A 23,843-nucleotide genomic window follows, 5' to 3' on the forward strand; every position below is an offset into this window, starting at 1 on the left:
CGCGGGCTCAGCCGTTGCGCAGCGAGCGGAAGATATCGCCGGTATGCACGCCGTAGTCGCCGGCGGCGCGATCGGCAAAGAAGAAGCGCAGGGTTTGGCTGACGGTCGGGAACGCGATCTCGTCCCACGGAATGTCGGCTTCGTCGAACAGCTTGACTTCGAGGCTTTCCTCGCCGGCCTCGTAAGCCGGATCGGTGAGCCGCGCCAGATAGAACAGGTGGACCTGATGCACGTGCGGCACGTTGAGCAGCGTGAACAGGTTCTGCACCTCGACGCGCGCGCCGGCTTCCTCGAGCGTTTCGCGCGCGGCGGCCTCGGCCGTCGTCTCGCCCATTTCCATGAAGCCCGCGGGCAGCGTCCAGAAACCGTAGCGCGGTTCGATCGCGCGGCGGCACAGCAGGACCTGATCGCCCCAGACCGGCACCGTGCCCACCACGTTGCGCGGATTCTGGTAATGGATCGTGCCGCAGTGATCGCAGATGAAGCGCTCGCGGTTGTCGCCCGGAGGAATGCGCGCGATGACTTCGTGACCGCAGACGGAGCAGAATTTCATGACGAGTGGAAGGGACGAGGTGATGCGAGTGTATCACCGGGGCGGGGCATTCTCGAACGCGCGCGCATATGTGCGGCATGCCGCGCGAAGCGCAACGCGCGATGCGCGGGATCGGGCGTGAAAAACAAAAAGCCCGGCGTAGAGCCGGGCTTTTTGCATGAATCGGGACGTTGGTTGCGGGGGTAGGATTTGAACCTACGACCTTCGGGTTATGAGCCCGACGAGCTGCCAGACTGCTCCACCCCGCGTCCGTCGAAGAATTGAATTATATGGACTAACCCGAATGCTTGCAAGCACTTTCTGACGATCACGTTGGAATCGGGGGCGAGGCGGTTGTAGGGCCGGTACGGCAGGCGCGTGCGCTAGAATCGAGCGGTTTGCTTGTGTCGTTCATTCCTGCAGCGTAGCCGTGCGCGAATTGAATTGCGTCGGTGCCGTTGCAACACTCACTACTGCATCGACGGATTCATGGACATCGCTCACGATCTGCAATCGATCGGCGCTCAGGAACAGGCGCTCGTGTTTCCCCATTTCGACCCGGCTCGCGCCTGGGCGCTCGGCAACCGGATGCATGCGCTCGCGACGTCGCGCGGTCACGCCATTGCAATCGACATCGTCACGTTCGGCCAGCCGCTGTTCTATGTGGCGCTCGCCGGCGCGACGCCCGACAACGCCGACTGGGTGCGCCGCAAGCGCAACGTCGTCGCGCATTTCCGCCGCAGCTCCTATGCGATCGGCCTGCGCATGCAGCAGGCCGGCGCGACGCTCGCGGACAAGCACGGGTTGCCGATCTCCGAGTATTCGCCGCATGGCGGCGCGTTTCCGCTGACCGTCGCGGGGGCCGGCGTGATCGGCTCGATCACCGCATCGGGGCTGCCGCAGCGCGCGGATCACGAGTTCGTCGTCGAAGCGCTGTGCGCCGAGCTCGGGCAGGACTACGCCGTGCTGGCGCTTGCGAGGAGCTGAGCGATGCAGCTTCCGGGTTACGCATGGCTCGCGATCGCGATCGTCGCGGAAGTGATCGGCACGTCCGCGCTGCGCGCGGCGGACGGCTTCACGCGCTTCTGGCCGTCCGCGCTCGTCGTGGCCGGTTACGGCATCGCGTTCTACTGTCTGTCGCTCACATTGCGCACGATGCCCGTCGGCATCATCTATGCGGTGTGGTCGGGCGCCGGCATCGTGCTGATCACGCTCGTCGCGATGCTGCTCTATCGTCAGGTGCCGGACGTGCCGGCGGTGATCGGCCTCGGGCTGATCATCGCGGGCGTCGTGGTGCTGAACCTGTTCTCGAAGATGCAGGCGCATTGAGCGTGCGCCCGCGATACGCCGGATTCTCCACATGACCGATTCCATTTCCGCTTCCGACGAAGCTGCCCAGCTCGACGTGCGCGCGTATGTCGCGAATCGCATCGGCTATCTCGAACTGAACCGGCCGAAGGCGCTGAACGCGCTGTCGGTCGGGATGATCCGCCTGATGCAGCAGGCGCTCGATGCGTGGCGCGACGACGCCGACGTGGTCGCTGTCGTCGTGCACAGCCCGCATCCGCGCGCGTTCTGCGCGGGTGGCGACGTGCGCTTTTTCCACAACGCTTGGCAGCGCGGCGACCGCGATGCGGTGGACACGTTCTTCATCGAGGAATACACGCTCAACCACACGATCTTCACTTATCCAAAACCGTACATCGCGCTGATGCACGGCGTCGTGATGGGTGGTGGCATGGGCATTTCCCAGGCGGCGCGGCATACGGGCGGCCTGCGCGTCGTCACCGATTCGACGAAGATGGCGATGCCTGAAACGCGCATCGGCCTGTTCCCGGACGTCGGGATGAGCTGGTTCCTGGCGCGCACGCCGGGCGCGATCGGCCGTTATCTCGCGGTGACCGGCGCGACGCTCGACGCAGCCGGCGCACTGTATGCGCAGCTCGCCGACGTCTACCTGCCCGATGCCGCGCTGCCGGCGCTGCTCGATACGCTGCGCAGCGCGCGCATCGACAACGGCGCGCAGGCCGTCGCGTGCGTGGCCGACGCGGCTGCCGCGCACAAGGTCGTGCCGACGCCCGACACGTCGGCGCTGGCCGACGCGCATGCCGGGATCGACCGGCATTTCGCGCAAGCCGATATCGGTGCGATCCTTGCGTCGCTCGACGCCGAGCAGGATTGCGCCGCAGTCGACGGATGGGTCGAGAAGGCGACGCACGCGATGCGCAGCCAGTTGTCGCCGCTGTCGATGGCCGTGTCGCTCGAAGTCGTCGAACGGGCGCGCGGTGCGACGATGGCCGATTGCCTGCGGCGCGATCTCGACCTCACGCGTTCGACGTTCGCGCACGGCGACGTGATCGAAGGTGTGCGCGCGCTGATCGTCGACAAGGACAACCAGCCCGTCTGGCGCTTCAGGTCGACTGCCGATATCGACAGGGCCGACGTGCTCGCGATGTTCGACAGCCCGTGGACGCCCGACACGCATCCGCTGCGCAACCTGAAGGACTGACACGCCGCGGTATCGAAGCGAAAAGCAAAAAGGCCGCCTGCATGTGCAGGCGGCCTTCTTATTTGCTGATGCCGATCCGGCTCGGCGGCGGTGGGCCGGAGCCTCGCCGCAAGACGTGCATTATTCGTCGCCGGCGTCGTCCGACATGAACGCACGCATGAACACGAGCGCGCCGAAGCCCCACACAGCATTCGCCGCGAAACCGGCCGCGAGCACCGGCATCATGTTGCCCGACGGCCAGATCCCGCGCAGCGGATCGATCGCGAACACGCGGGCAGCCGTCAGCACGATGCCGCCGAACACCAGCGCGCCGATCCACGGCGCTTCGCGGTCCGGCGACACGCGCAGCAGCCACGCCATCGGGATCGCGCAGCACGCGCTGATCAGCGCGTTCGCGACAAATTCAGGAATGCCGAGCGGCGCGAACGGTTGCGTGGAGAATCCGGCGGTGGCGATCAGGTCGGCCGTGTGCAGGAGCGCGAGCGTCGCTTCGCGAAAGAAGAGGGCGGCCAGGAAGCCGGACAGGAACGGCAGGATGACTTTCTGCATCGATGAGTGTATTGCAGGCGCGGCTGGCTGGGGCCGTCCGCGCGAAGTTATTCGGATAGGTGCGTCATTATAGGGCCCGGCCGACGCGATATTCGCTGGAGCGTCGTGCTAATCACGAAAGCGGAAAACCTAAGCTCAAAAAAATCGTTCCAAAGCTCTGCCCCGATCCATAGACTGATTTCCCAGAAACAGCCGTGCAATCGCGTACTCGCCCGCGGCACGGCCTGACCGGCGAGCCATCCCGATTCGAACGCACACCATGCATGCGTTGCTCATCCGCGACGCGAGCAGGGCCTCGTTTTATCCGGATTCCGGCAAGAACAGTCAAGCAGGAGCAGCAGATGAATGTTTTCTGGTTTATCCCCACGCACGGCGACAGCCGGTATCTCGGCACCGCCGAAGGCGCGCGCGCCGCGGATTACGATTATTTCAAGCAGATCGCCGTCGCGGCCGATACGCTCGGTTATGAAGGCGTGCTGCTGCCGACCGGTCGTTCCTGCGAGGATGCGTGGGTCGTCGCGTCGAGCCTGATTCCGGCGACGCAGCGCCTGAAGTTCCTGGTCGCCGTGCGTCCCGGCATCGCATCGCCGGGACTGGCCGCGCGGATGGCCGCGACGTTCGATCGCCTGTCGGGCGGGCGCCTGCTGATCAACGTCGTGACGGGCGGCGATGCCGCCGAGCTCGAAGGCGACGGACTGTTCGCCGATCACGACACGCGCTACGAGATCACCGATGATTTCCTTCACATCTGGCGCGGGCTGCTTGCCGCATCGCACGAGAACGGCGGCTTCGACTACATCGGCAAGCACCTTCAGTCGAAGGGTGGCAAGGCGCTTTACCCGTCCGTGCAGCGCCCGCATCCGCCGTTGTGGTTCGGCGGGTCGTCGCCGGCCGCGCACGCGATCGCCGCGGATCACATCGACACCTACCTGACCTGGGGCGAGCCGCCCGAGGCCGTCGCGAAGAAGATTGCCGACATCCGTGCGCGCGCCGAATCTCGCGGCCGCAAGATCCGGTTCGGCATCCGCATGCACGTGATCGTGCGCGAGACCGAGGACGAAGCATGGCGCGATGCCGAGCGCCTGATCAGCCGCCTCGACGACGAGACGATCGCCCGCGCGCAGAAGGCATTCGCGAACATGGATTCGGAAGGCCAGCGCAGGATGGCTGCGCTGCATGGCGGCAAGCGCGGCGGCCGCGCGGCGCTCGAGGTGTATCCGAACCTGTGGGCCGGTGTCGGGCTCGTACGTGGCGGCGCGGGCACCGCGCTCGTCGGCAATCCCGAGCAGGTCGCGGAGCGCATGCGCGAATACACGGATCTCGGCATCGAGACGTTCATCCTGTCCGGCTATCCGCACCTCGAGGAGTCGTACCGTTTTGCCGAACTCGTGTTCCCGCTGATCAAGGGCGAGGGCGCAAAGCGGCCGTCCGGCCCGCTGTCGGGCCCGTTCGGCGAGATCGTCGGCAACAACTACCTGCCGAAAGCGAGCCAGAGCTGAGCGAAGGAGGCCTGTGATGACAACGAAAACATCGAAGACGGGGGCCGCCGTGGCCACACGTGCGTGGCGCGGCATCGCGCCGTGGCTCGTGCCGCTCGCGCTGCTGGCCGCATGGGAAGTCGGCGCGCGCGTCGGCTGGCTGTCGACCCGCGTGCTGCCCGAACCGGTGGCGGTCGTGCGTGCCGCGTGGTCGCTCGTGACGTCGGGCGAGATGTGGGCGAACGTGAAGGTCAGTACCTGGCGCGCGCTGTTCGGTTTTGCGATCGGCGGTGGCGTCGGCCTGGCGCTCGGGCTCGCGACCGGCCTGTCGAAAGCGGCGGAGGTCGCGCTCGATTCGACGATCCAGATGATTCGCAACATCCCGGCGCTCGCGATGATTCCGCTCGTGATCCTGTGGTTCGGCATCGACGAGAAGGCGAAGCTGTTCCTCGTTGCGCTCGGCGTGTTCTTTCCGGTCTACATCAACACGTATCACGGGATCCGCTCGGTCGACGCGAACCTGATCGAGATGGCGAAGAGCTACGGCGTGCGCGGCTTCGCGCTGTACCGTGACGTGATCCTGCCCGGCGCATTGCCGTCGATTCTCGTCGGCGTGCGCTTCGCGCTCGGGCTGATGTGGGTGATGCTGATCGTCGCGGAAACGATTTCCGCGCAGTCGGGCATCGGCTACATGACGATGAACGCACGCGAATTCCTGCAAACCGATGTGGTGGTGGTCGGCATCCTGCTGTATGCGGTGCTCGGCAAGCTGGCCGACGTGCTGGCGAAATGGATCGAGCGCGTGACGCTGCGCTGGCACCCCGCTTATCAATCAGGAGCAAAGGCATGAATGCGACCACTTCGGCGGCCGCCTACGGCCCGCTCGCCGGCGCAGACCTCGAGGCCGAACTGGCGCAGGCGCGCGTGACGGACGACGACGCACGCGATGCGGTGATCGTCGATCGGGACGGCGGCGCATCCGTCGTTCCGATCGCGCGGCGGCGCACGGGCAGCACGGCACAGGAAGACGCGGTGACGCTGTCGGGTGTCAGCAAGCGCTTCGGCACGCGTACCGTGCTCGACAACGTCGAACTCGGCATTGCGCGCGGCAGCTTTGTCGCGATAGTCGGCCGCAGCGGTTGCGGGAAATCCACGCTGCTGCGCCTCGTCGCAGGGCTCGAGGTGCCGAGCAGCGGTGCGCTCGTGACACGCAGCGAGGGCGGTGGCACGCTCGACACGCGGATCATGTACCAGGACGCACGGTTGCTGCCGTGGAAGACCGTGCTGCAGAACGTGATGCTGGGCCTTGGGCGCGGCGCCCGCGATCAGGCACGCGCGGTGCTGGACGAGGTTGGCCTGCTCGAGCGCGCGAACGACTGGCCCGCGCAGTTGTCGGGCGGCCAGCGGCAGCGCGTCGCGCTCGCGCGTGCGCTCGTGCACCGGCCGCAACTGCTGCTGCTCGACGAGCCGCTCGGCGCGCTCGACGCGCTGACCCGCATCGAGATGCATGCGCTGATCGAGCGGTTGTGGCGCGAGCACCGGTTCACCGCGCTGCTCGTCACGCACGACGTGCAGGAAGCCGTCGCGCTCGGCGACCGCATCCTGCTGATCGAGCAGGGGCGGGTCGCCCTCGACCAGCCGGTGCCGCTCGAGCGGCCGCGTGCGCGCGCATCGGCTGCGTTCGCGGCGCTGGAGGACCGTGTGCTGCAACGCGTGCTCGCGGGTGGCTCCGGTGGGGGCGAACAGGGTGCGGCGCCTGAAGTCGATCACGTACGACCGGTCGGGCAGATTCGCTGGGCCGTTTAATTCCGGGCGGCAGCGGCCGCCCGTTCTCAGACCTTTTTCTTCGGAGCGATCAACCCGATGAGCATCACTGCAATCAACGTGCGTAACCAGTTCAAAGGCAAGGTGAAGGAGATCATTCGCGGGCCGGTCGTGTCCGAGGTCGACGTCGAAACGCCATTCGGCATCGTCACGTCGGTGATCACGACGCGTTCGGTCGACGAACTCGAGCTGAAGGTCGGCGCGGAAGTCGTCGCGCTCGTGAAGTCCACCGAAGTGTCGATCGCGCGCCTCTGAGCGCGGGTCTTCCGCGTCGGGGCGGCGCGGGCGGTTTGTCCGTCCGCGCCGCCCCGGCTCTCGCGTCGCGCGTTTGCCTCGGTATTCGGCGCGCGGACGAAGTGCTAGGATGGAGCGACATCGACGCCGGAGGCCAACGCATGACCCCCATCCTTTCTCCCGAAGCCATCGAGGCGCTGAAGTGGATCGACCAGTTCGGCGACAGCCGGCCGGTCCCGGCCGCGTTCGACGATGTCGTCTATGCGTTGCTGAACGAAGGGCTGATCTACCAGGCGGCTGCCGACCGCGTCGACCTGACCGCCGACGGCAAATCCATTTTGTCTAACGAATACGATTGAGCGCACGGCGCCGGCCGCCGACGCGACCTGGCGCTGCGTCGCCACGGAGCGAGCGATGGAACCGAGAGGCAGCGATCTCGGCGATTTCAGCGAGCCGTATCGCGGCTACGAGATCGAGGTGAAGACCGAGCAGGTTTGGGATGGCGAGCATGCGCACTACCGCGTACTGCAAGGCGCGGCCGTACTGATCGACTGGCGGCTGGTGAAAGTCGACGGGATGCTGCTCACCGAACGGCGCGTGATCGAGCGCGTACTCGACGAGGCGCGGCGGGCCGTCGACGCCGAACTGGGCGAGGGCGGGCCGGTCTAGTCAGGCTGACGGGCTGGTCGGATCGCGTTGCGGTAAAATGGCGGGTTGTTTCCCGCGCCGCTTGCTGCCCCGAATTCCATGTCCGCACCGTCCTCGCTTCCTCCCCGCCGCGTTTCCGTGGCGCCCATGCTCGACTGGACTGACCGTCATTGCAGGTCGTTCCATCGCACGCTGACGCGCGACACGTGGTTGTATACGGAAATGATCACGACGGGCGCGCTGCTGTTCGGCGATGCGCAGCGGCATCTCGCGTTCACGCCGAACGAATCGCCAGTTGCGCTGCAGCTGGGCGGCAGCGAACGGGACGATCTCGCGCGCGCCGCGAAACTCGGTGAGCAGTGGGGCTATGACGAGATCAACCTGAATTGCGGCTGTCCGTCCGAGCGCGTGCAGCGTGGTGCGTTCGGCGCGTGCCTGATGAACGAGCCGCAGCTCGTCGCCGACTGCGTGAAGGCGATGCGCGATGCGGTGTCGGTGCCGGTCACGGTCAAGCACCGGATCGGCGTCGACTCGGTCGAGGATTATGCGTTCGTGCGTGACTTCGTCGGCAAGGTGGCTGAAGCGGGCTGCGAGACGTTCGTCGTGCATGCACGCAATGCGATCCTGAAGGGGCTGTCGCCGAAGGAGAATCGCGAGATCCCGCCGCTCAAGTACGACTATGCGTACCAATTGAAACGCGATTTCCCGTCGCTGGAGATTGTGATCAACGGCGGGATCAAGACGCTCGACGAAGTCGCGCAGCATCTCGAGCATGTCGACGGCGTGATGCTAGGTCGCGAGGCGTATCACAACCCGTATGTGCTCGCGGGCGTGGATGCGCGCTTCTATGGTTCGACCGAAGCGGTGCCGACGCGCGAGGAGGCCGAGGCGAAGCTGATCGAATACTGCGCGGCGGAACTGAAGCGCGGCACGTATCTCGGCGCGATCGTCCGGCACGCACTCGGGCTGTATCGCGGTGCCGCCGGCGCGCGCGGCTGGCGTCGCGTGCTGTCGGACAACAAGAAGCTCGCGCGTGGCGATCTGGCCGTGTTCGACGAGGCGCGCACGCATCTGAACGACGCTCTCGAAAATTTTGAAAAAAATGCTTTGCAAGACGGAAAAGTCTTCGTATAATCTTGTTCTTCGCTGCTGAACACGAAACGAAACAGCGAAGAAACAAAGCAGTATCAGTGGTGGCTGTAGCTCAGTTGGTAGAGTCCAGGATTGTGATTCCTGTCGTCGTGGGTTCGAGTCCCATCAGCCACCCCAAAATTCTTTAGCAAAACAGGCGCTTCGGCGCCTGTTTTGCTTTGCGCGGAAAACTTGAAGCGATTACGTCAATTCGGTCCGCGGCATTTCCAGAGCATTCTGCTCGAAATCAATCCATCCATTTCGTTCATGTCAATCGGAGCAGTCGCGATACTGCGGTCGAGCGACGAGTCCCACCATTCGGGCATCGCCAGTCAATCAACGTTGCATCTGCTCGCGAGCGAGCAAGGCAAATCGACGACCCGTCACGTCCGCTGCGCCGCGCTGTAAATTGGCGGATTAAGCCAGTGACTTGGCGCAAACCGCCAATGCTTAACATTCTTACATTCATGTAATGTATCGATTCCTCGTGCCCTCAGCTTTGCAGGGCCGTTCGGCCCCGACGCCCCGGAAGGCGTCGGGGCATTTTTTTTCGGCACCGCCGCCGCGCAGCGTTTCCTGCGATTCGCGATTCAGCGCGCCTTTGAAACATCGCAATTGCTACACTTTCCCTGCCTCCATCAAGCAACGGAAGTGACCCACACATGCCGGAAATCCGACCCGTCACGCTGCGCAGCGCGACGCCACACGACGCCGAGCGCATCGCGCGCTTGCACACGCTGAACTGGCAGAACGCCTATAGCCATATCCTGCCCGCGGCCTATCTGTCCGATGAGGTGCCGACGGAGCATGCGACGCGGTGGCGAAACTATTTCGGCCGCAACGAAGCGGAATGGGGCCTCGTGCTGATCGCGGAATCGGACGGCGCATCCGTCGGCTTTGTGAGCGCCGAACGACCGGTCGATCCGGCGCGAGGCGTCCTGCTCGACTGCCTTCACGTCCATCCCGCGCATCGCGGAAGCGGTATTGGCAAGCACATGATCGAAGCCGTTCGCGCGTGGGCTCGAAATATCGGCGTGGACAAGGTTCATCTTTCGGTGCTCGAAGACAACGTCCGCGCGATTGGCTTCTACGAGCACAACGGCTGGCGATTGGCAGGCGTTGAAACCAGCTTCATCGGCCGGACGGAGGTCGCCGATCGGATTTACATGATCGAGGCCTAGCGGCCTGTCGGCACCGAATCGAACGGCTGCGCGCTGCGCGACTCGTTCCGCAAACGACGAAGCATTGCGCCCGTCACTCGCCGCAATACCGCACAAGCAAATCCGCCTCCGTTTCATGTACCTCGACAGGCAGGCTCGTCGCACCCGCATACGCCAGATAGCGCGCGCGATGCTGACCGTTCCGGAACGACGCGACGCCGACTTTCGACAAGCCCGGAATGCCGAGCAACGTCCGCGTTCTCGTTTCGCGAAACGTGATGAACGGCATGTCGGGTATCCGGGCTTCGGTCGGGTCGAGGAAATCGCGGATGCCCGCGGCCTTGCCGGGCGGCCAGTACTGAACCGACGGCAGCACATAGTCGGTTGTGTCGCGATCGGCGCAAGCGAGCAGTTTCGCCAGGTCGACCGTCACCACGCAATGTCGCGAGTCGTCGGATGCGAATACCCGCTTGAGATGCGTATAGGCATAGGCGGCATGTCCCGGAAGCTGGATGATCCAGACATCGACGCCGTCATGTTGTGCCCGAGCGAGTGTCATTGTTTCCTTGGGTGGCGCGAACGATTTTTGTGCCCGGAGTGTAGCAGCGCGGCCTCGGCCGCGGAGCACGCAGATACCCGAAACGGACGGGCAAGATCATGCGCGAAAGAACGCGGTGCGAGATCGGTCACGAAAAGGGTACTTGATTGATGCGGCCATGCATTTTCAGTCGACGTCGACAGCTTGCGAGAATATCGCGATACTGCCCGTCGGAATGACGCGTGGTCCGAAATTCACAAGATTCACGCAGTGTGTGAAGCCGGACAGGCATGGCGCATCATAAGAACCGAGAGGGCGGATTGGCCGCAGAAAATCATGTCGCCGGAACTTGAGATCAAATATCTCGATTATCGCTTCACCGCGATACTCGAAACCCGGGAAACGGGGCGCGTCGCCGTGGCCGACTGGCAACTGGATTCCATTTCGCGACGCAAGACATTCGCGTGGGCCGTGCTCGACCGCTTCCTCAAACGCAATGACTTCGCCGACGAAGACGACGCGCGCGCCAATATCGTCGACTGGCTGGAGCAGTTGGTCAGCCCGCGGGGCGCGTCGCTCGTCGAAATCACCGTGACGAAAGCGGCCGCGGCTGGCGTTGCTGGTGCCGCCGATGCGGTCGCCAGTGATGCTTGCGCCGCGGAAATCGTCAGTGAAGTCGTCGTTGATATCGCCAGTGATCTCGACTGGATCGACATGATTGCCGGGTGGTTGACGGATGGCCCGGTGTAGCGTCAGGTTTGCCTCGTTTCAAAGCGAATGCTGTCGATCGTGAAACGTTATTTCACGAAAATCCGGAGAGGAAATCGCTGAATCAAGGAAAAACGGAATCACGCCGCTTTGAGAATGCACACGACATGCTGGAGACTGGCGCGCGATTAAAAAACGCCGATATAAATCAAAAAAATCCCGACTCGAAACCAGAAAAGAAGAACGCTGCTGACTGCCGGTGATCTTCGTGATTCTCGCGCCGGCCGTGGGTCTTGCACTCGAGCCGTGACGCGATGCACGCGGGGCTTCCGGTTGAAAGGGTGAGTTGCCGCACAGACGGTCCCAAGAGCCACGATCACAATCTGACCGGTTGACCGTTCTACCCCGGCCCGGTCAACTGTTTCCCCGCTCGCTCGCGCAGGAGCGGGGGCTTTTTGCCCGCCCGACGCATGCAAGACGCGTCGGCGGAACCGGACAGGCGTTCGGCAGGCGGCGCTTCGCGCCCCGGCATCCGTTCGCCTGATCCGCCTGAATCGCTTTCCTCGTGCCTGAGCGATCGCTTGGGCCCATTGCCGGTTACGGCCGGCGATGCCTTGGTCCCGGCGGCGCCCGCCCGCACTGCCGGGATGCTTTTTGTCCCGGACCCGTCAATGCCCGGTCGCGCGCAACGCGCGGGTCGGCCGGATCATCACGCCTGCTCGACGCTCGTTTCCCAGCCGTCGTATTCGCCGCCGAGCGAGCGTACCTCGCGATTGATCTCGAGCGTATGGTGCGTGATGTCGGCCAGCACCATCGTGCCTTCGTGCGCGAACCGCACGGCCGATTTGCCGTCCTCGGTCGGTGCGACCGATTCGACCGGATAGCCTTTCGACTCGGCCCAGTCGGCGAACTGGTGCGCGTCGCTCGGCTCCGGGAAGTAGGCCCAGTGCATCACGCGCCGGCGGATATCGCTCACGTCGCCTTTCTGCCGCAGTGCCTCGAGCACGCGCATGTCGCGCATCAGTTGCCAGTCGTCGTCGGTCGGGTAGAGCGTGCGCCAGTAGGTTTCCTTGTCAGGATCGTCCTGGTAGGCGTACTGAAGTGCGTAGGTTGTCTGTTCGGCCAGCGAGTCGACGATCTCGGCCGCGGCTTCTTCGTCGAACGGCACGTAGAACAGGAAATCCTGGTTGCCGTCGACCGTGATGCGGCCGACCTGTACGCCGTCCTTCGCGGTCACGGCGGCATCCAGCAGATCCTCGATCTTGGTGAGATCGGCGAACTCGTCAGCGCTCGGCAGGCCGTCGGGCGTCGGATGCGCAAACGTGATGCGCACGCTGAGCAGCGACGTGCGCGGGTCGCTCTCGGCGATTTCCGCAAAGCCGTGATTGAAGCTGATGAAGGCCTGATGGTCGCCCATTCTGGCAGGGAAGGTTCCCCAGGCGTCGGTCATGTGTTTCTCCCGTGCACGATTGTCTGTTGACGGTTGCAAAGCGTCCCAATGTATCATCGAAAAACGCGTTGGCCGATGCCGCGCCGACGATTGCCGGCCCGGCCGACCCGGTGGCGGTCGAATTCGCGTGGTCTCGCGCGATCGTCGGCTGCCATCGTCAGGCGTTCGCCCGGCCACAACCGTTTCGAAGGAGATTCCGATGTCGATGTTCGCGGTGAATGGTGTCCGAATCGATGTGCGCAGTGCGCGTGTGACGCATGTGCGCTGGGCGGCCGTCAATCCGGCGGACCGGTCGTGGGCGGCGACGCCGAGCGAGGCGTCGGTGGCGGAGGTGGCGCGCGCGCTTGCGGCGGGCAACGACGTTCACGCCGTATTCGACGAAGTGGACGGAACGGCGGTGGGGCCGAAGGTGAAACGTGTGCTGTATCGCGACGCGTCGGAGGGGATCGAGCTCGACATCGATGCGACGAACGAGTCGCGCACGCTGCGTGATCTTCCGCAGATCTGAATGGCGATCGGCGCGTGTTCACGCGAGCCGGCCACAAGAACGCATCACGCTATCGCGCACGAAGCCATGACCAGATGCCCAGTCATCCCGTTGGCAGCCGCACTCTGTCTGATGCTTGCGGCCTGTCAGACTGAACCGGTACAGTCGTCTCCCGAGACCGCATCTGCGACGGTTCCCGCATCGTCGCCTGCGACGCCGATTCGCGGAATCGGTCTCGCGCCGCACCTCGCGGGGCAGAGTCACTGGGCAGTCGGTCAATGCACGTCCAACGGCGCGGTCAAGGTGTGCAATTGACGGGAGCGGGAGCGGCCGAAGCGATGAACGAAGCAAGCGAGGCGGACGATTCACGCTGGCATGTCGATCCGGTTGCGGGTACGGTGACTGCCGCGTTACCGATGGTCCTGCCGGTCGACAGCCGCAGTTTCAGGCGCAAGGCGATCGTCTGCGCGGTGCTGGCCGGGTTGGCCGCGTGCGGCTATGCGGCCGATCGGACACTCTGGCCGGTGGCGGCGCTGGCCGCGTTGCTGGCGCTCATCAGCGGCGGCTTTTTCTTCGTGTCGCGCCGCAAGATGGCGCTGCATATCGACGAAACCGGCTTCAGGCTGATCGGTGCCGTGCAGGAAAAGCCGGTCACGCGATGGCGCGACGTGACCGAATTCGGGATCGTGAGCGTCGCGGGCAACCGTTACATCGGCTACCAGTTCTCGGCGCATTCGCCGCGCATGAAGGTGCCCGGCGGCGTGATGCTGCCGATCAACCGGTTCGCGGACCTTCCGCTCGACGCGGTCGCCGCACTGCTCGAAACGTGCCGCCGGCAGTTCGCCATGCCGGATGATTCGGTTGGCCAGCCGAACTGATTTCGCGCATCGTGCGCGACCTCGCCGGCCTGTCGCGGACGAATACAAAAAAATCCCGGCACGCGTGTCGATTTCCGTCGAGCCCGTCCGTCGTAGCATCGGAGGCGTGCGCATCGTGCGTCCGTCCCGATTTCCGATACGACAACCGACTGAAGGAGCGACACCCATGGCCACGTCCGTTAACCCGATCCCGGAAGGGATGCGCACGCTGACGCCGCATCTGATCTGTGCCGGCGCAGCCGCAGCCATCGATTTCTACAAGCGCGCGTTCAACGCGACCGAACGGTTCCGCCTGCCGACACCGGACGGACGGCTCGCTCACGCATGCCTCGCAATCGGCGATTCGACGCTGATGCTCGTGGACGAAATGCCGGAGCATGGCGCTCTCGGGCCGAAGACGCTGAAAGGCACGCCGGTCTGCCTGCACCTGTTCGTGCCGGACGCCGATGCGACGATCGCGCAGGCCGTCGCGGCCGGCGCAACGGTCACGATGCCGGCGGCCGACATGTTCTGGGGCGATCGCTATGGGCAGGTGGAGGATCCGTTCGGCCATCGCTGGTCGATCGCAACCCATCAGCGCGATCTGACACCCGAACAGATCGCGGAAGCGATGGCGAGCGCGCCGCCGTGCGGAAGCTGACCGGGCCGGGCGAATCGGGCTGACGCCGCGCGCGGCCGCGGTTGCGGTTGCAGCGGCGAGCATCAGCGCATATCGGCGCGCGGCCCGTCCGCGCTCAAGCGCCGGTGGCGTTGCCGCGTTGCTTGTCCTCGCGCCGCCACGACGAGTGATGGAGTGCCGGCATGTCGGTGCGACGCGGGCACTTTACGCGTCGAGCAGTGCCGTGGAGCAGGCAATTTGATGTCCGGTGGCTCAAGCTGTCCGGCGGCGCGCCGTAAACAGGGCGAGATCAATCGTTCATCTATCGCACCATAGTTCGAGTTCCGTACGCGGGATATCTCGCGTTTGCGTTGTACCTGCTCTATCCGATGGTCCAGAACACGCTGACCTTCAGCACGGAGTGCGTACTCGGTGTGCTGCCGGGCGGCAATCGCGATCTATCGAAACCTTCCGCAAGCGACGCGCATGTGCGGGCGAGCCGGTGCGTCGCGACCGCGCAGATCGCGGAGCGATCGCCCGACGTTCACTGATTTCATTGCATTGATGCCACGGATCGCTGCGCTGTCACGCCTGGTGAGCCGGCCATTCGGCGAGGTTGAGTACGCGTCGTGCCGCAGCCGCATTCCGGCTCTTGGTGAGGAAACGCTAAAAATTCCACGGGCCTGGCGATCGAAGCATCGTCTCCCGTATACTCTGGCGCCCATTAACTCCATGCATATTCCATGCGGAAATATTTCGCAGGCGTGCTGCTGGCACTAGCCACGCATGCATTCGCATCCGACGACTGTTCCCAGTTCAGCCCACGAGGAGAGCATCCCGTCCTGGTCAACGCCAAGATGGCCTCGAAAGCGCATCTGCTTTGCTATTCCGATTTCGAAATACTGCATTCGGGAATCACACATGGCCCATTGTGGTCTGCAGAGCACCTGACCCGCGCTCACTTGACGGCCGCAAAGAGCGAGGTGCGAACCAATCGCTTCTTCGAAGAACGTCGCCTGCCTGCAGGCGAGGGCGCTCGGCTTTCCGATTATCGCAAGAGCGGATTTGATCGAGGACACATGAGTCCGGCGGGTGATCGCTGGAACGACCAGGCGATGGCCGATTCGTTTTCGCTTGCAAACATGGTGCCGCAGAACCCGACAAACAATCGTCGCTTATGGGCGCGCATCGAGGGCGCCGTTCGTCGCATTGGCATGAGCGCCGCCGACACGTACGTCGTCACCGGCCCGATGTTCAAGGGTGGGGAACTGCAGACGATCGGGGAGTCGGGCGTGATCGTTCCTACTCAAATTTTCAAGGTAGTCTATGTTCCCGAGAAGCGTCTCGCATTTGCTATCGTGGTGAACAATTCGGCAACCAATCACTACGACATCGCAACGGTGCACGAACTCGAGGCGCAAAGCGGATTGCGGTTCCCCGGCATTCCGGAAGCGCTGAAAGATACCCGTATAGGAGGCTTAAATGGAGTTTAAGGCGTTTGCAGATGACTCTGCCATGCTGAATATTCATGGCGACGACTTCACCGTCACAAACGATCCGGAGTGCATCGTGTTGTCGGGAACGTTGGAAGTGACGCGTGACAAAGCCGGCCTGGCAGCGGCGCTTGCGCTACAGCAGGCGATCGCAAGTATTGTCGACGTACTTCAGCAGGATCCTTCGCTTCCCGAGCACGTCGCGAAGGAGCCTCTTAAGCCAACCGGCAAGGTCAAAAACCCGTTCGCGTGACGCGCCGAATGGTAATCGTTCGACTTTGAGGGAAGGATTTGCGCCAGGTGCCATCGGCGGGGCTTTATGCAAGGCGTCGGCGACAGTGGTGGGCGCGGGACTTGACGCGCCATCACCATTTCGTGCCAGGCTATGCCGCGGTAATTCGAGTTGAAATGATTGTGGCCTACGCCAGCCGGCCCGGCAAATCTTCCACCTGCTCACCGCGTGTACGTACGTGTTCGAGCTTTTCCGACATGGATCGGTAGGCTCGGTGATTCGGCCGTGCGAAGAGCGGGCGGCGATCGATGACAACCTGGCTTTGATACTCAGAACGCGCTTCGCAACCCGAGCCCCGCCGAATCGCCATGTCCGTAGCCGCTCGCGCGATCGTGCATGTAGGCTACGTAGATGTCGGTCCGTTTGGACAGGCGGTAGTCATAACCGAGCGCCCAGGTCGTTCTCGACGGGCGGTCGCGCCCGTGGCTTTTCGCGGCCATGACCGACGCGAGCAGCGTGCCGAAGCCGAGCGGCACCGCCGCGCCCACCTGTCCGCTGTGCGTGCCGAGCCCGCCGCTGTCGATTGCGTCGTGCACGTACTGGTAGAACGCGGTGAACTTCACGACCTTCAGGTCATAGCCGATGCCTGCCAGCACGGCATCCTGCTGCGTGAATCCGGCGATGGAAGCATTCAGGTCGCCCGGTGTCCGGTCGTATTTCGCCTGCTGGAACGCGAGCGTCGCGCTGAACGCACCGTGCCGGTCGTAGGTGACGCTGCCGCCCCATTGGTTCGCGCCCGTGTGGCCCGCTTCGTTGCCGCTCGCATAGATCAGGCTCGCCTGCAGCGCGTGCTCGCCGGGTGTCGAAACCAGCACCGAGTTGCTCCAGCCGTTGTCGCCGACGAGCCCTTGCCCCGACACACCCTTGTACATCTGGTTCAGCGCCGGCGAAAAGCCGAACGACGTCGAGAACGGATTGAAGCGAACGGCGGAGATGTAATACGGTGTCGTATTGCGTCCCGCGCGCAGTACGCCATACGGCGTCGCGACGCCGACATACGCATTGCGCCCGAAGAACGTATCGCCGCCGAAGCGGCCGGCGCCGCCGTTCGACGGGCGCATGAACGCTTCGAGCGCGAACTGCAGTGCGTAGCCGCCGCCGAGATCCTCGCGGCCGCCGATGCCCCAGAAGCTCGTCGTGAAGCCACCCGAATTCATCGCATACGCGCGCGGCTTGCCGAGACTCTTCTGCGCGCCCACATAGACGTCGGCCAGCCCGTACAGCGAGACGGACGACTGGGCCGTGGCGTCGTCGGCGATCGCGCAGGCGAGCAGCGATGCGCCGAGGGTTGACAGCAACCGGCGACGTTGGCCGGCATTCCGGATTGATTGAGTAGGCATACTGATCGATTCGTGTGAAGGAACGAAAGGCGGACGAGGGCGCGACGGCACCCGTCGAACGGAACGTCAGAACACGTGGCGGATGCCCGCGCGCCCGACGGCCTGCTTCTGGTTGCCGGACGGATTGAAGCCCGCGATTTGCGCGACCGGTGCGTCGCCGGCCGCCTTCTGGAACGCACACATCGCATAGACGCTCGTGCGCTTGGACAGCGCGTATTCGACGCTCAGGTTGAACTGGTGATACTTCGGCTCCGCGTTCGTCGCGTGGTCGCGGCCTGTCGTGTACGTATATCCGGCGCCGATCGTCACGGCCGGTGTCGGCGTGACGAGCGTCGACAGCTCGTAGTTCTGGAACGTCGCGTCGTGCCCGGCGCTGCCCTGCCGGAAGTTCGTGTTCGTGAAGTCGGCCAGCAGCTTGAGCCACTGCACGACCTGGTACGACGCGCCGACGCCGAACACCTTCTGCGCACGTGCCGCATCGAGATAGTTGCCGTAGATCGCATTCGTGAAGCCCGGATAGTTCTGGTAGCCCTGCGTCGACACGCCCGGGTTGTTGATCCGCAAATAGCCGATGCCGAAGCCGACCGGGCCCGCCGCGTAGCTCGCGCCGACGCTGAACGTCGCGTTGTCGGAGAAGCGGCCCGGCTGCCCGCCGAACGCATAGAGGCCGCCGAACGTGACGCCCGCGATCGTGGGGCTGCGGTATTTGACCGCGTTCGAGATCGGGAAACCGTTGTCGGTGTTGTCCATGTCGTTCGGGTGCGCAAAGTAGTAGCCGCCGATGTTGCCGTTCAGCGTGAACGGCTCGACGTAGTCGACGATCGAATCCCACTGGCGGCCGAGCGTGAGCGAGCCGAGCTTCGTGTCGTTCAGACCGACATACGCGTTGCGCGAGAACGCGAGGCCGCTGCCGAGGCGACCGGAGTTGAGATCGAAACCGCTTTCGAGCCGGAAGATCGCGCTCAGGCCGCCGCCGAGATCCTCGGTGCCGCGCACGCCCCAGCGGCTGCCGGCCGTCACGCCCGACGCGAGCTGCACGAGATGTTTGCCCTGCACGTTCGAGACGTAGTCGACGCCGTCTTCGACGATGCCGTACAGCGTGACGCTGCTTTGCGCGTGGGCGGTAGCTGCCGCGGCAAGCGGTAGCGCGAACAGGATTTTTTTCATGATGAGGGTTCAGTGCGGGTGGTTGAAAGACGGTGAACGATGGTTCGATCCGGCCGCGTGTAAAGCGATCGGACGTGCGTGCTCCGCACCGCGATCGGAAGACGATCGCGGCGGCGGGTGTGGCAGCTAACAGGTGAAACGAAGGAAGGGTGGTGCGCCGCTCAGTTTCGATATGCGTGCAGCAGCGCATCGGCGGCCCGGAAGTCGGGCGTGAGCGGGCGGTCGCGCTCGAGGAACGCGACCTTCGTGCGCAACGCTCGATACAGCGGCTGCGTGGCCGGCGCGAGCGCGAACGACGGCTGCTTGCGCTGGCGCAGGTCGATCGCCTGCGACGCCTCGATCAGTTCGAGGCCGAGCAGCGTGTAGCTCGCGTCGATCTGCTTCTGCACGCGCTGCACGACTTCGGGTGCGTTCGTCGCGACGTCCTCGATGCCGCCGGCAACCGGCAGGTAGTCGAGCGACACGGGCATGGCGAGCGACTTCACCGTCATTGCAAGCGCGGTCGGCGGCTTCTCCATCGCGCCGAACGCATGCACGGTTTCCTCGGTGCCGAGGAAGCGCGAAAGGCCGGTGAGGTGCGGGTCGTTCAGCTTGACGATGCGCTGCGCGGACGCGAGCGCGTTGTGGCCGAGCGCGAGCCCGAGCTGCTCGAACGCGAGCACCCACGGCAGCGGCTCGAAGTTCGCGCTCGGCAGCACCGCGCCGCCGCCGTTGACATAGCCGGCCGTATCCTGCGCGCGGCTCGACTTCGGCGTGACACCGACCGCGACGCCCGGATTGTCGTCGCTCGAATTGAGCTGCACCTGCAGCAGCGCACGCGCTTCGTCGTAGGTGCGATCCTCTTCGCCGAGCAGATAGACGCCGGAGCGGAAGCTGAGCGGATCCTGCAGCGGCCGGTCCGGATCGCGGTTCCACAGGCTGCTGCCCGCGAGCAGTGTGCGCAGCGTTGCACCGGCCCGCAGCGTGGCCGGGAACGGCCGCAGCGCGAGCGTGTCCTCGCGGAACGGCGACACGTTGCCGTTCAGACCCTGCAGGCTCAGCGCGAACACGACCTTCGACACCTGCGCGAGACGCGCCATGTCGGTGAGCGCCAGCGCGCCCATGCCGGCCGAGTACGCGTTGGAACTGAGGATCGCGAGCGCGTCCTTGCCGTACGGACGGATCGTCGCGATGCCTGCCGATTTCAGCGCATTGGCGGCCGCGACCTTGCGGCCCTGGTAGTACACGTCGCCTTCGCCGAGCATCGCGAGGCCAACGTGGCTCAGGATCGTGATGTCGGCTTCGCCGATCGAGCCGTCCGACGGCATGGCCGGCGTGACGCCGCGATTGAGGAATTGCGCGTACGCGTCGACGATCGCCGGCTGCACGCCGGCGCCGCCGTCGAGCATCGCGTTCAGGCGCGCAGCCATCGCGGCGCGCGCCACGCGCACGCTCATGTCCGGGCCGACGCTGCCGGAATGCGCGTGGATCAACCCGATGTTGAAGCGCGTCGACGCGTCGATGACCTCCTGCGACAGCTTGCCGTGCGCATCGACCATCTCGCGGTCCTTGTTGAGGCCGACACCGACCGTGAGCCCGTAGATCTGCTGGCCGGCCGCGGCGGCCTTCAGCAGTACGTCGTGCGCGGCGACGACGCGCTGGCGGGCGGCCGGCGCGATCGACACGGCTTCGCCGTCGGCGATGCGCGCGATCGATTCGGGCGTGACGGACCGACCGTCGAGCGTGACGTCCGCAAAGGCCGGGACGGCGGCGAAAAGCGCGAGCGCGATCGCGCTCCGCATGAGGAAGCGTGGCATGAAGCAGTTCTCCGGTTTCAGGCGTGACGTGGTGTGGAAGACAGCGCGGCGATCGATGCAAGCGCGATGGCGCTTGCGACCATCACATACCAGGCTGGCGCGAACGGGTTGCCGGACCGTTGCGTGAGCCACGCGAGGATCGCCGGCGCGAAGCCGCCGAAGATCGTCGTGGCGATGTTGTAGGACAGCGACATGCCGGTCGCGCGCACGCTGGTGGGAAACAGCTCCGACAGCGCGGCGGGCGCGACGCCCGTGAAGATCGCGACCATCACGCAGAACGCGCTCTGCACCGTGATCAGCGCGGCGAGCGTGTGCGCATCGGCGAGCCAGTGCAGCAGCGGATACACGGACACGAGCATCAGCAGGGCGCCTGCCGTGAGCACCGTGCGCCGGCCGAAGCGATCCGACCAACTGCCTGCGCACACGCAAGTGACGGCCATCAGGCAGTTGCCGACCAGCGACGCGATGAATGCGTCGCGCCCGTCGAAATGCAGCGCGCGCTGCACGTGCGTCGGCATGTAGATCACCAGCGCATACACGCATACGGCCCATAGCACCGAGAACCCGGTGCCGACGACGAGCGCGCGCGGATAGTCGCGCACGACCCGCAGCAACGGTGTCTTGTGCTCGGCCGGCGCGTGCGCGGCACGTGCCATTTCCGCGCGGAAATGCGGTGTTTCATCGAGCGTCTTGCGCAGCCACAGGCCGACCGGCGCGATCGCGAGACCGAGGATGAACGGAATCCGCCAGCCCCAGTCGCCGATCTGTTCGCGCGACAGCGTGAGCGTTACGGCGGTGGCAACCAGCGCGCCGAGGATGTTCGACGCCGCCATGCTTGCCTGCAGCCACGATGCGTAGCGGCCCTTGCGGTCAGCCGGCGCGTGCTCGATCAGGAACGCCGCGGCGCCGCCCACTTCGCCGCCGGCCGAGAAGCCCTGCAGCAGGCGGCCGCACAGGATCAGCAGCGGCGCGCCGATGCCGATCGCAGTGAACGGCGGCGCGAACGCGATGATGCCGGTGCCGGCTGCCATCACGAGAATGGTCAGCGTCAGCGCGGCCTTGCGGCCCGCGCGATCGCCGTACACGCCGATCGCGAGCGCGCCGAGCGGCCGTGCGATGAAGCCGATTCCGAACGCCATGAACGCCTCGACCAGTTCCGTGCCCGTGTCGCCGCGATGGAAGAAGTTCTGCGCGATGTACACGGCAAAGAAGGCGTAGACGGAAAAGTCGTACCACTCCAGCGCGTTGCCGATCGAGGCCGCGGCGATCGCGCGCCCGGCACTCGATGCGGGAGGTGACACGGCGTCGGCCGTGTCGAGGGGAACCGCGGTTTGTTTCACTTCGATCTCCTGTCGTCGTGCGGGGCGGCCTTACAGCCGGATATGCGGAATCTGCTTGCGTTCCGCTTCGTCGAGCGCTTCTTCGTAGCCGGCGTCCGCATAGCGGATCACGCCGAGCGCGGTGTCGTTGGTCATCGACAGCGTGAGCCGCTCGTTCGCCGCCGCGCTGCCATCGGCTACGACGGTGACACCCGCGCTCGTCATGTAGCCGCTGTAGCCGCCGCCGCCCGAATGGATCGCGACGAGATCGGCCATCGACGAGCAGTTCATCATCGCGTTCAGCAGCGGCCAGTCGGCCACTGCGTCGGAGCCGTCGCGCAGGTTCTCGGTCATGATGTTCGGGTGCGCCATCGCGCCGGCGTCGAGGTGGTCGCGCGTGAACGCGACCGGCCCGGCCAGCACGCCGTCGCGCACCATCGCGTTGACGGCGAGCGCGAGCCGCGTGCGCTCGCCGTGGCCGAGCCACGCGATGCGCGCCGGCAGCCCTTCGAACGGCACGCATTCGCGTGCGCGTTGAATCCAGTTCGTGACGATCCGGTTGTCGGGGAAGTGTTCGAGCAGGTAGTCGTCGATGAGGCGGATGTCGTTCGGATCGTTCGACAGCGCGATCCAGCGGAACGGGCCGATCGCGCGGCAGAACAGCGGGCGCAGGAACGCTTCGGTAAATACCGGGATCTCGAACGCGCGCGTCACGCCGCCGTCCTTTGCATGCGTGCGGATCAGATTGCCGTTGTCGAACACGATCGCGCCGCGATCCTTGAATCCCAGCATTGCCTCGACGTGCCGCACGATCGACGCGCGGCTCGCATCCATCAGCGTCGTGCGGTCGCTGTCGCGCAGCGCGCGCACGTCGTCGAGCGTATAGCCTGACGGCACGTAGCCGTACACGAGATCGTGCGCGGCCGTCTGGTCGGTGACGATGTCGGGCACGACGCCGCGCGCAAGAATCGCCGGGAACACGTCGGCCGCGTTGCCGAGCAGGCCGACCGAGATCGGTTCGCGCCGCGCCTGCGCGTCGGCGATCAGCGCGAGCGCCTCGTCGAGATCGCGCGCCTGTCGTTCGAGAAAGCCGATCTGCAGCCGCTTGTCGATGCGTGTCTGGTCGATCTCGACAACGAGCGTTGCGGCGTTGGCCATCCGTCCCGCGAGCGGCTGCGCGCCGCCCATCCCGCCGAGGCCGGCCGTGAGGATGAAGCGCCCGCGCAGGTCGTTGTCGAAATGGCGCTCGGCGATTCGCGAAAAGATTTCGTAGGTGCCCTGGATCACGCCTTGCGAGCCGATGTACTGCCAGTCGCCGGCCGTGAGACCGCCCCAGCAGATCAGGTTGCGCCGCTCCAGTTCGTAGAAGTGTTCGGCCTTCGCCCACTGGCCGATCAGATTGCAGTTCGCCATCACGACGAGCGGCGCGCTCGCATGCGTGCGCAGCAGCGCGACGGGCTTGCCCGACTGCACGACGAGCGTGTGGTCATCGTCCATCGTCTTCAGCGTGCGCACGATCGCGTCGTGCGACGGCCAGTCGCGCGCCGCGCGGCCGAGCGCCGCGTAGACGATCAGTTGATCGGGGTCCTCGCCGACGGCGAGCACGTTCTCGAGCAGCCGCAGCAGCGCTTCCTGGCGCCAGCCCTTGCAACGCAGCGTGCTGCCGGACGTGACTTCGAAGGGTCGGGTCGTCTGATTCATCGTCGTGCCTC

28 protein-coding genes and 2 tRNA genes are annotated in these 23,843 nt (G+C 65.1%); 20 read left to right on the top strand and 10 right to left on the bottom strand.

Translation table 11 applies throughout. From position 1 onward, the window contains the following. Positions 1-7: 7 nt before the first annotated feature. Together AC1Z3W_RS26725 and AC1Z3W_RS26730 are read right to left on the bottom strand one after the other, a co-directional pair. Positions 8-553: an NUDIX hydrolase gene (locus AC1Z3W_RS26725; RefSeq protein ID WP_057924364.1), complete on the bottom strand. Its 546-nt coding sequence runs from the start codon at positions 551-553 to the stop codon at positions 8-10. A 171-nt stretch (positions 554-724) separates the two neighbouring features. Beyond that, positions 725-801: transfer RNA gene (locus AC1Z3W_RS26730), tRNA-Met, on the bottom strand. Positions 802-1,021: 220 nt separating this feature from the next. On the opposite strand from AC1Z3W_RS26730, the gene AC1Z3W_RS26735 reads away from it, so the two are divergent. Genes AC1Z3W_RS26735 through AC1Z3W_RS26745 form a run of 3 tightly spaced genes read left to right on the top strand, consistent with a single transcriptional unit; the run spans position 1,022 to position 3,041 of the window. Next, complete coding sequence (locus AC1Z3W_RS26735) at positions 1,022-1,519, top strand: heme-degrading domain-containing protein (protein ID WP_057924365.1); 498 nt, start codon at positions 1,022-1,024, stop codon at positions 1,517-1,519. Positions 1,520-1,522: 3 nt separating this feature from the next. Then, positions 1,523-1,861 (top strand): DMT family transporter, encoded by a 339-nt coding sequence (locus AC1Z3W_RS26740; protein WP_006764441.1) that lies wholly within the window; start codon positions 1,523-1,525, stop codon positions 1,859-1,861. Between the two features lie 31 nt (positions 1,862-1,892). Further along, on the top strand, positions 1,893-3,041 hold the full coding sequence (locus AC1Z3W_RS26745; RefSeq protein WP_483508802.1) for an enoyl-CoA hydratase/isomerase family protein: 1,149 nt from the start codon (positions 1,893-1,895) through the stop codon (positions 3,039-3,041). A 120-nt stretch (positions 3,042-3,161) separates the two neighbouring features. Here the strand turns inward: AC1Z3W_RS26745 and AC1Z3W_RS26750 are convergent, their stop codons facing one another. Then, positions 3,162-3,590 carry a hypothetical protein gene (locus tag AC1Z3W_RS26750; RefSeq protein ID WP_057924367.1) on the bottom strand — a complete coding sequence of 143 codons (429 nt, stop codon included), beginning with the start codon at positions 3,588-3,590 and terminating at the stop codon, positions 3,162-3,164. A gap of 341 nt (positions 3,591-3,931) precedes the next feature. Here AC1Z3W_RS26750 and ssuD point away from each other — a divergent pair, with 341 nt between their 5' ends. From ssuD to AC1Z3W_RS26795, 9 genes are all read left to right on the top strand, one after another. Beyond that, positions 3,932-5,089 carry an FMNH2-dependent alkanesulfonate monooxygenase gene (ssuD, locus tag AC1Z3W_RS26755; protein ID WP_124833077.1) on the top strand — a complete coding sequence of 386 codons (1,158 nt, stop codon included), beginning with the start codon at positions 3,932-3,934 and terminating at the stop codon, positions 5,087-5,089. 16 nt (positions 5,090-5,105) lie between these two features. Next, a complete protein-coding gene (ssuC, locus tag AC1Z3W_RS26760; RefSeq protein ID WP_057924369.1) occupies positions 5,106-5,918 on the top strand; it encodes an aliphatic sulfonate ABC transporter permease SsuC in 813 nt (270 codons plus the stop codon). After that, entirely contained in the window at positions 5,915-6,874 is a 960-nt protein-coding gene (locus AC1Z3W_RS26765) for an ATP-binding cassette domain-containing protein (RefSeq protein WP_175827291.1), read from the top strand. Before ssuC ends, AC1Z3W_RS26765 begins: the two co-directional genes overlap by 4 nt. Positions 6,875-6,931: 57 nt before the next feature. Continuing rightward, positions 6,932-7,147: a TOBE domain-containing protein gene (locus tag AC1Z3W_RS26770; protein ID WP_006400187.1), complete on the top strand. Its 216-nt coding sequence runs from the start codon at positions 6,932-6,934 to the stop codon at positions 7,145-7,147. 140 nt (positions 7,148-7,287) lie between these two features. Then, on the top strand, positions 7,288-7,485 hold the full coding sequence (locus AC1Z3W_RS26775; protein WP_014897153.1) for a hypothetical protein: 198 nt from the start codon (positions 7,288-7,290) through the stop codon (positions 7,483-7,485). A 55-nt stretch (positions 7,486-7,540) separates the two neighbouring features. Continuing rightward, a complete protein-coding gene (locus AC1Z3W_RS26780) occupies positions 7,541-7,795 on the top strand; it encodes a hypothetical protein (protein WP_057924371.1) in 255 nt (84 codons plus the stop codon). 126 nt (positions 7,796-7,921) lie between these two features. Continuing rightward, positions 7,922-8,908 (top strand): tRNA dihydrouridine(20/20a) synthase DusA, encoded by a 987-nt coding sequence (dusA, locus tag AC1Z3W_RS26785; RefSeq protein WP_483508804.1) that lies wholly within the window; start codon positions 7,922-7,924, stop codon positions 8,906-8,908. Positions 8,909-8,967: 59 nt separating this feature from the next. Next, positions 8,968-9,043: transfer RNA gene (locus AC1Z3W_RS26790), tRNA-His, on the top strand. 524 nt (positions 9,044-9,567) lie between these two features. Then, complete coding sequence (locus AC1Z3W_RS26795; protein ID WP_124833073.1) at positions 9,568-10,086, top strand: GNAT family N-acetyltransferase; 519 nt, start codon at positions 9,568-9,570, stop codon at positions 10,084-10,086. A gap of 73 nt (positions 10,087-10,159) precedes the next feature. On the opposite strand, the gene AC1Z3W_RS26800 is transcribed toward AC1Z3W_RS26795, so the two are convergent. Next, positions 10,160-10,624, bottom strand: coding sequence for a plasmid fertility inhibition factor family protein (locus tag AC1Z3W_RS26800; RefSeq protein ID WP_057924383.1), 465 nt, complete (start codon positions 10,622-10,624; stop codon positions 10,160-10,162). Between the two features lie 315 nt (positions 10,625-10,939). Here AC1Z3W_RS26800 and AC1Z3W_RS26805 point away from each other — a divergent pair, with 315 nt between their 5' ends. Continuing rightward, positions 10,940-11,353, top strand: a complete 414-nt coding sequence (locus tag AC1Z3W_RS26805) for a hypothetical protein (protein WP_124833071.1) — start codon at positions 10,940-10,942, stop codon at positions 11,351-11,353. 667 nt (positions 11,354-12,020) lie between these two features. Here AC1Z3W_RS26805 and AC1Z3W_RS26810 read toward each other — a convergent pair. Continuing rightward, entirely contained in the window at positions 12,021-12,761 is a 741-nt protein-coding gene (locus AC1Z3W_RS26810; protein WP_175827311.1) for a DUF695 domain-containing protein, read from the bottom strand. A gap of 199 nt (positions 12,762-12,960) precedes the next feature. Here AC1Z3W_RS26810 and AC1Z3W_RS26815 point away from each other — a divergent pair, with 199 nt between their 5' ends. The 7 genes from AC1Z3W_RS26815 to AC1Z3W_RS26845 all read left to right on the top strand — a co-directional run bounded on the left by AC1Z3W_RS26815 (position 12,961) and on the right by AC1Z3W_RS26845 (position 16,470). Then, positions 12,961-13,269 carry a phosphatidylserine/phosphatidylglycerophosphate/cardiolipin synthase gene (locus tag AC1Z3W_RS26815; protein ID WP_483508805.1) on the top strand — a complete coding sequence of 103 codons (309 nt, stop codon included), beginning with the start codon at positions 12,961-12,963 and terminating at the stop codon, positions 13,267-13,269. 66 nt (positions 13,270-13,335) lie between these two features. Then, positions 13,336-13,563: a hypothetical protein gene (locus tag AC1Z3W_RS26820; RefSeq protein WP_124833102.1), complete on the top strand. Its 228-nt coding sequence runs from the start codon at positions 13,336-13,338 to the stop codon at positions 13,561-13,563. 23 nt (positions 13,564-13,586) lie between these two features. Continuing rightward, entirely contained in the window at positions 13,587-14,126 is a 540-nt protein-coding gene (locus tag AC1Z3W_RS26825; protein ID WP_483508806.1) for an aspartyl-tRNA synthetase, read from the top strand. Positions 14,127-14,292: 166 nt separating this feature from the next. Then, entirely contained in the window at positions 14,293-14,766 is a 474-nt protein-coding gene (locus tag AC1Z3W_RS26830; RefSeq protein ID WP_057924387.1) for a VOC family protein, read from the top strand. Positions 14,767-15,056: 290 nt separating this feature from the next. Beyond that, a complete protein-coding gene (locus tag AC1Z3W_RS26835; protein ID WP_057924388.1) occupies positions 15,057-15,275 on the top strand; it encodes a hypothetical protein in 219 nt (72 codons plus the stop codon). Between the two features lie 192 nt (positions 15,276-15,467). Next, entirely contained in the window at positions 15,468-16,217 is a 750-nt protein-coding gene (locus tag AC1Z3W_RS26840; protein WP_057924389.1) for a DNA/RNA non-specific endonuclease, read from the top strand. After that, positions 16,207-16,470: a hypothetical protein gene (locus AC1Z3W_RS26845; RefSeq protein WP_057924390.1), complete on the top strand. Its 264-nt coding sequence runs from the start codon at positions 16,207-16,209 to the stop codon at positions 16,468-16,470. The genes AC1Z3W_RS26840 and AC1Z3W_RS26845 overlap by 11 nt, the downstream gene beginning before the upstream one ends. Positions 16,471-16,778: 308 nt before the next feature. On the opposite strand, the gene AC1Z3W_RS26850 is transcribed toward AC1Z3W_RS26845, so the two are convergent. The 5 genes from AC1Z3W_RS26850 to AC1Z3W_RS26870 form a co-directional block, all read right to left on the bottom strand. Continuing rightward, positions 16,779-17,849, bottom strand: a complete 1,071-nt coding sequence (locus AC1Z3W_RS26850) for a porin (RefSeq protein WP_124833066.1) — start codon at positions 17,847-17,849, stop codon at positions 16,779-16,781. A 66-nt stretch (positions 17,850-17,915) separates the two neighbouring features. Further along, positions 17,916-19,016, bottom strand: coding sequence for a porin (locus tag AC1Z3W_RS26855; RefSeq protein ID WP_483508809.1), 1,101 nt, complete (start codon positions 19,014-19,016; stop codon positions 17,916-17,918). A gap of 161 nt (positions 19,017-19,177) precedes the next feature. After that, the gene (locus AC1Z3W_RS26860) at positions 19,178-20,812 is read right to left on the bottom strand and encodes an HAL/PAL/TAL family ammonia-lyase (RefSeq protein WP_124833065.1); all 1,635 of its coding nucleotides are present in this window, start codon (positions 20,810-20,812) and stop codon (positions 19,178-19,180) included. 17 nt (positions 20,813-20,829) lie between these two features. After that, positions 20,830-22,152, bottom strand: coding sequence for an MFS transporter (locus AC1Z3W_RS26865; RefSeq protein ID WP_185734414.1), 1,323 nt, complete (start codon positions 22,150-22,152; stop codon positions 20,830-20,832). 30 nt (positions 22,153-22,182) lie between these two features. Beyond that, positions 22,183-23,832, bottom strand: coding sequence for a urocanate hydratase (locus tag AC1Z3W_RS26870; RefSeq protein WP_483508812.1), 1,650 nt, complete (start codon positions 23,830-23,832; stop codon positions 22,183-22,185). Positions 23,833-23,843: the final 11 nt, after the last annotated feature.

This window comes from Burkholderia sp. 10_S31 (assembly GCF_056930375.1).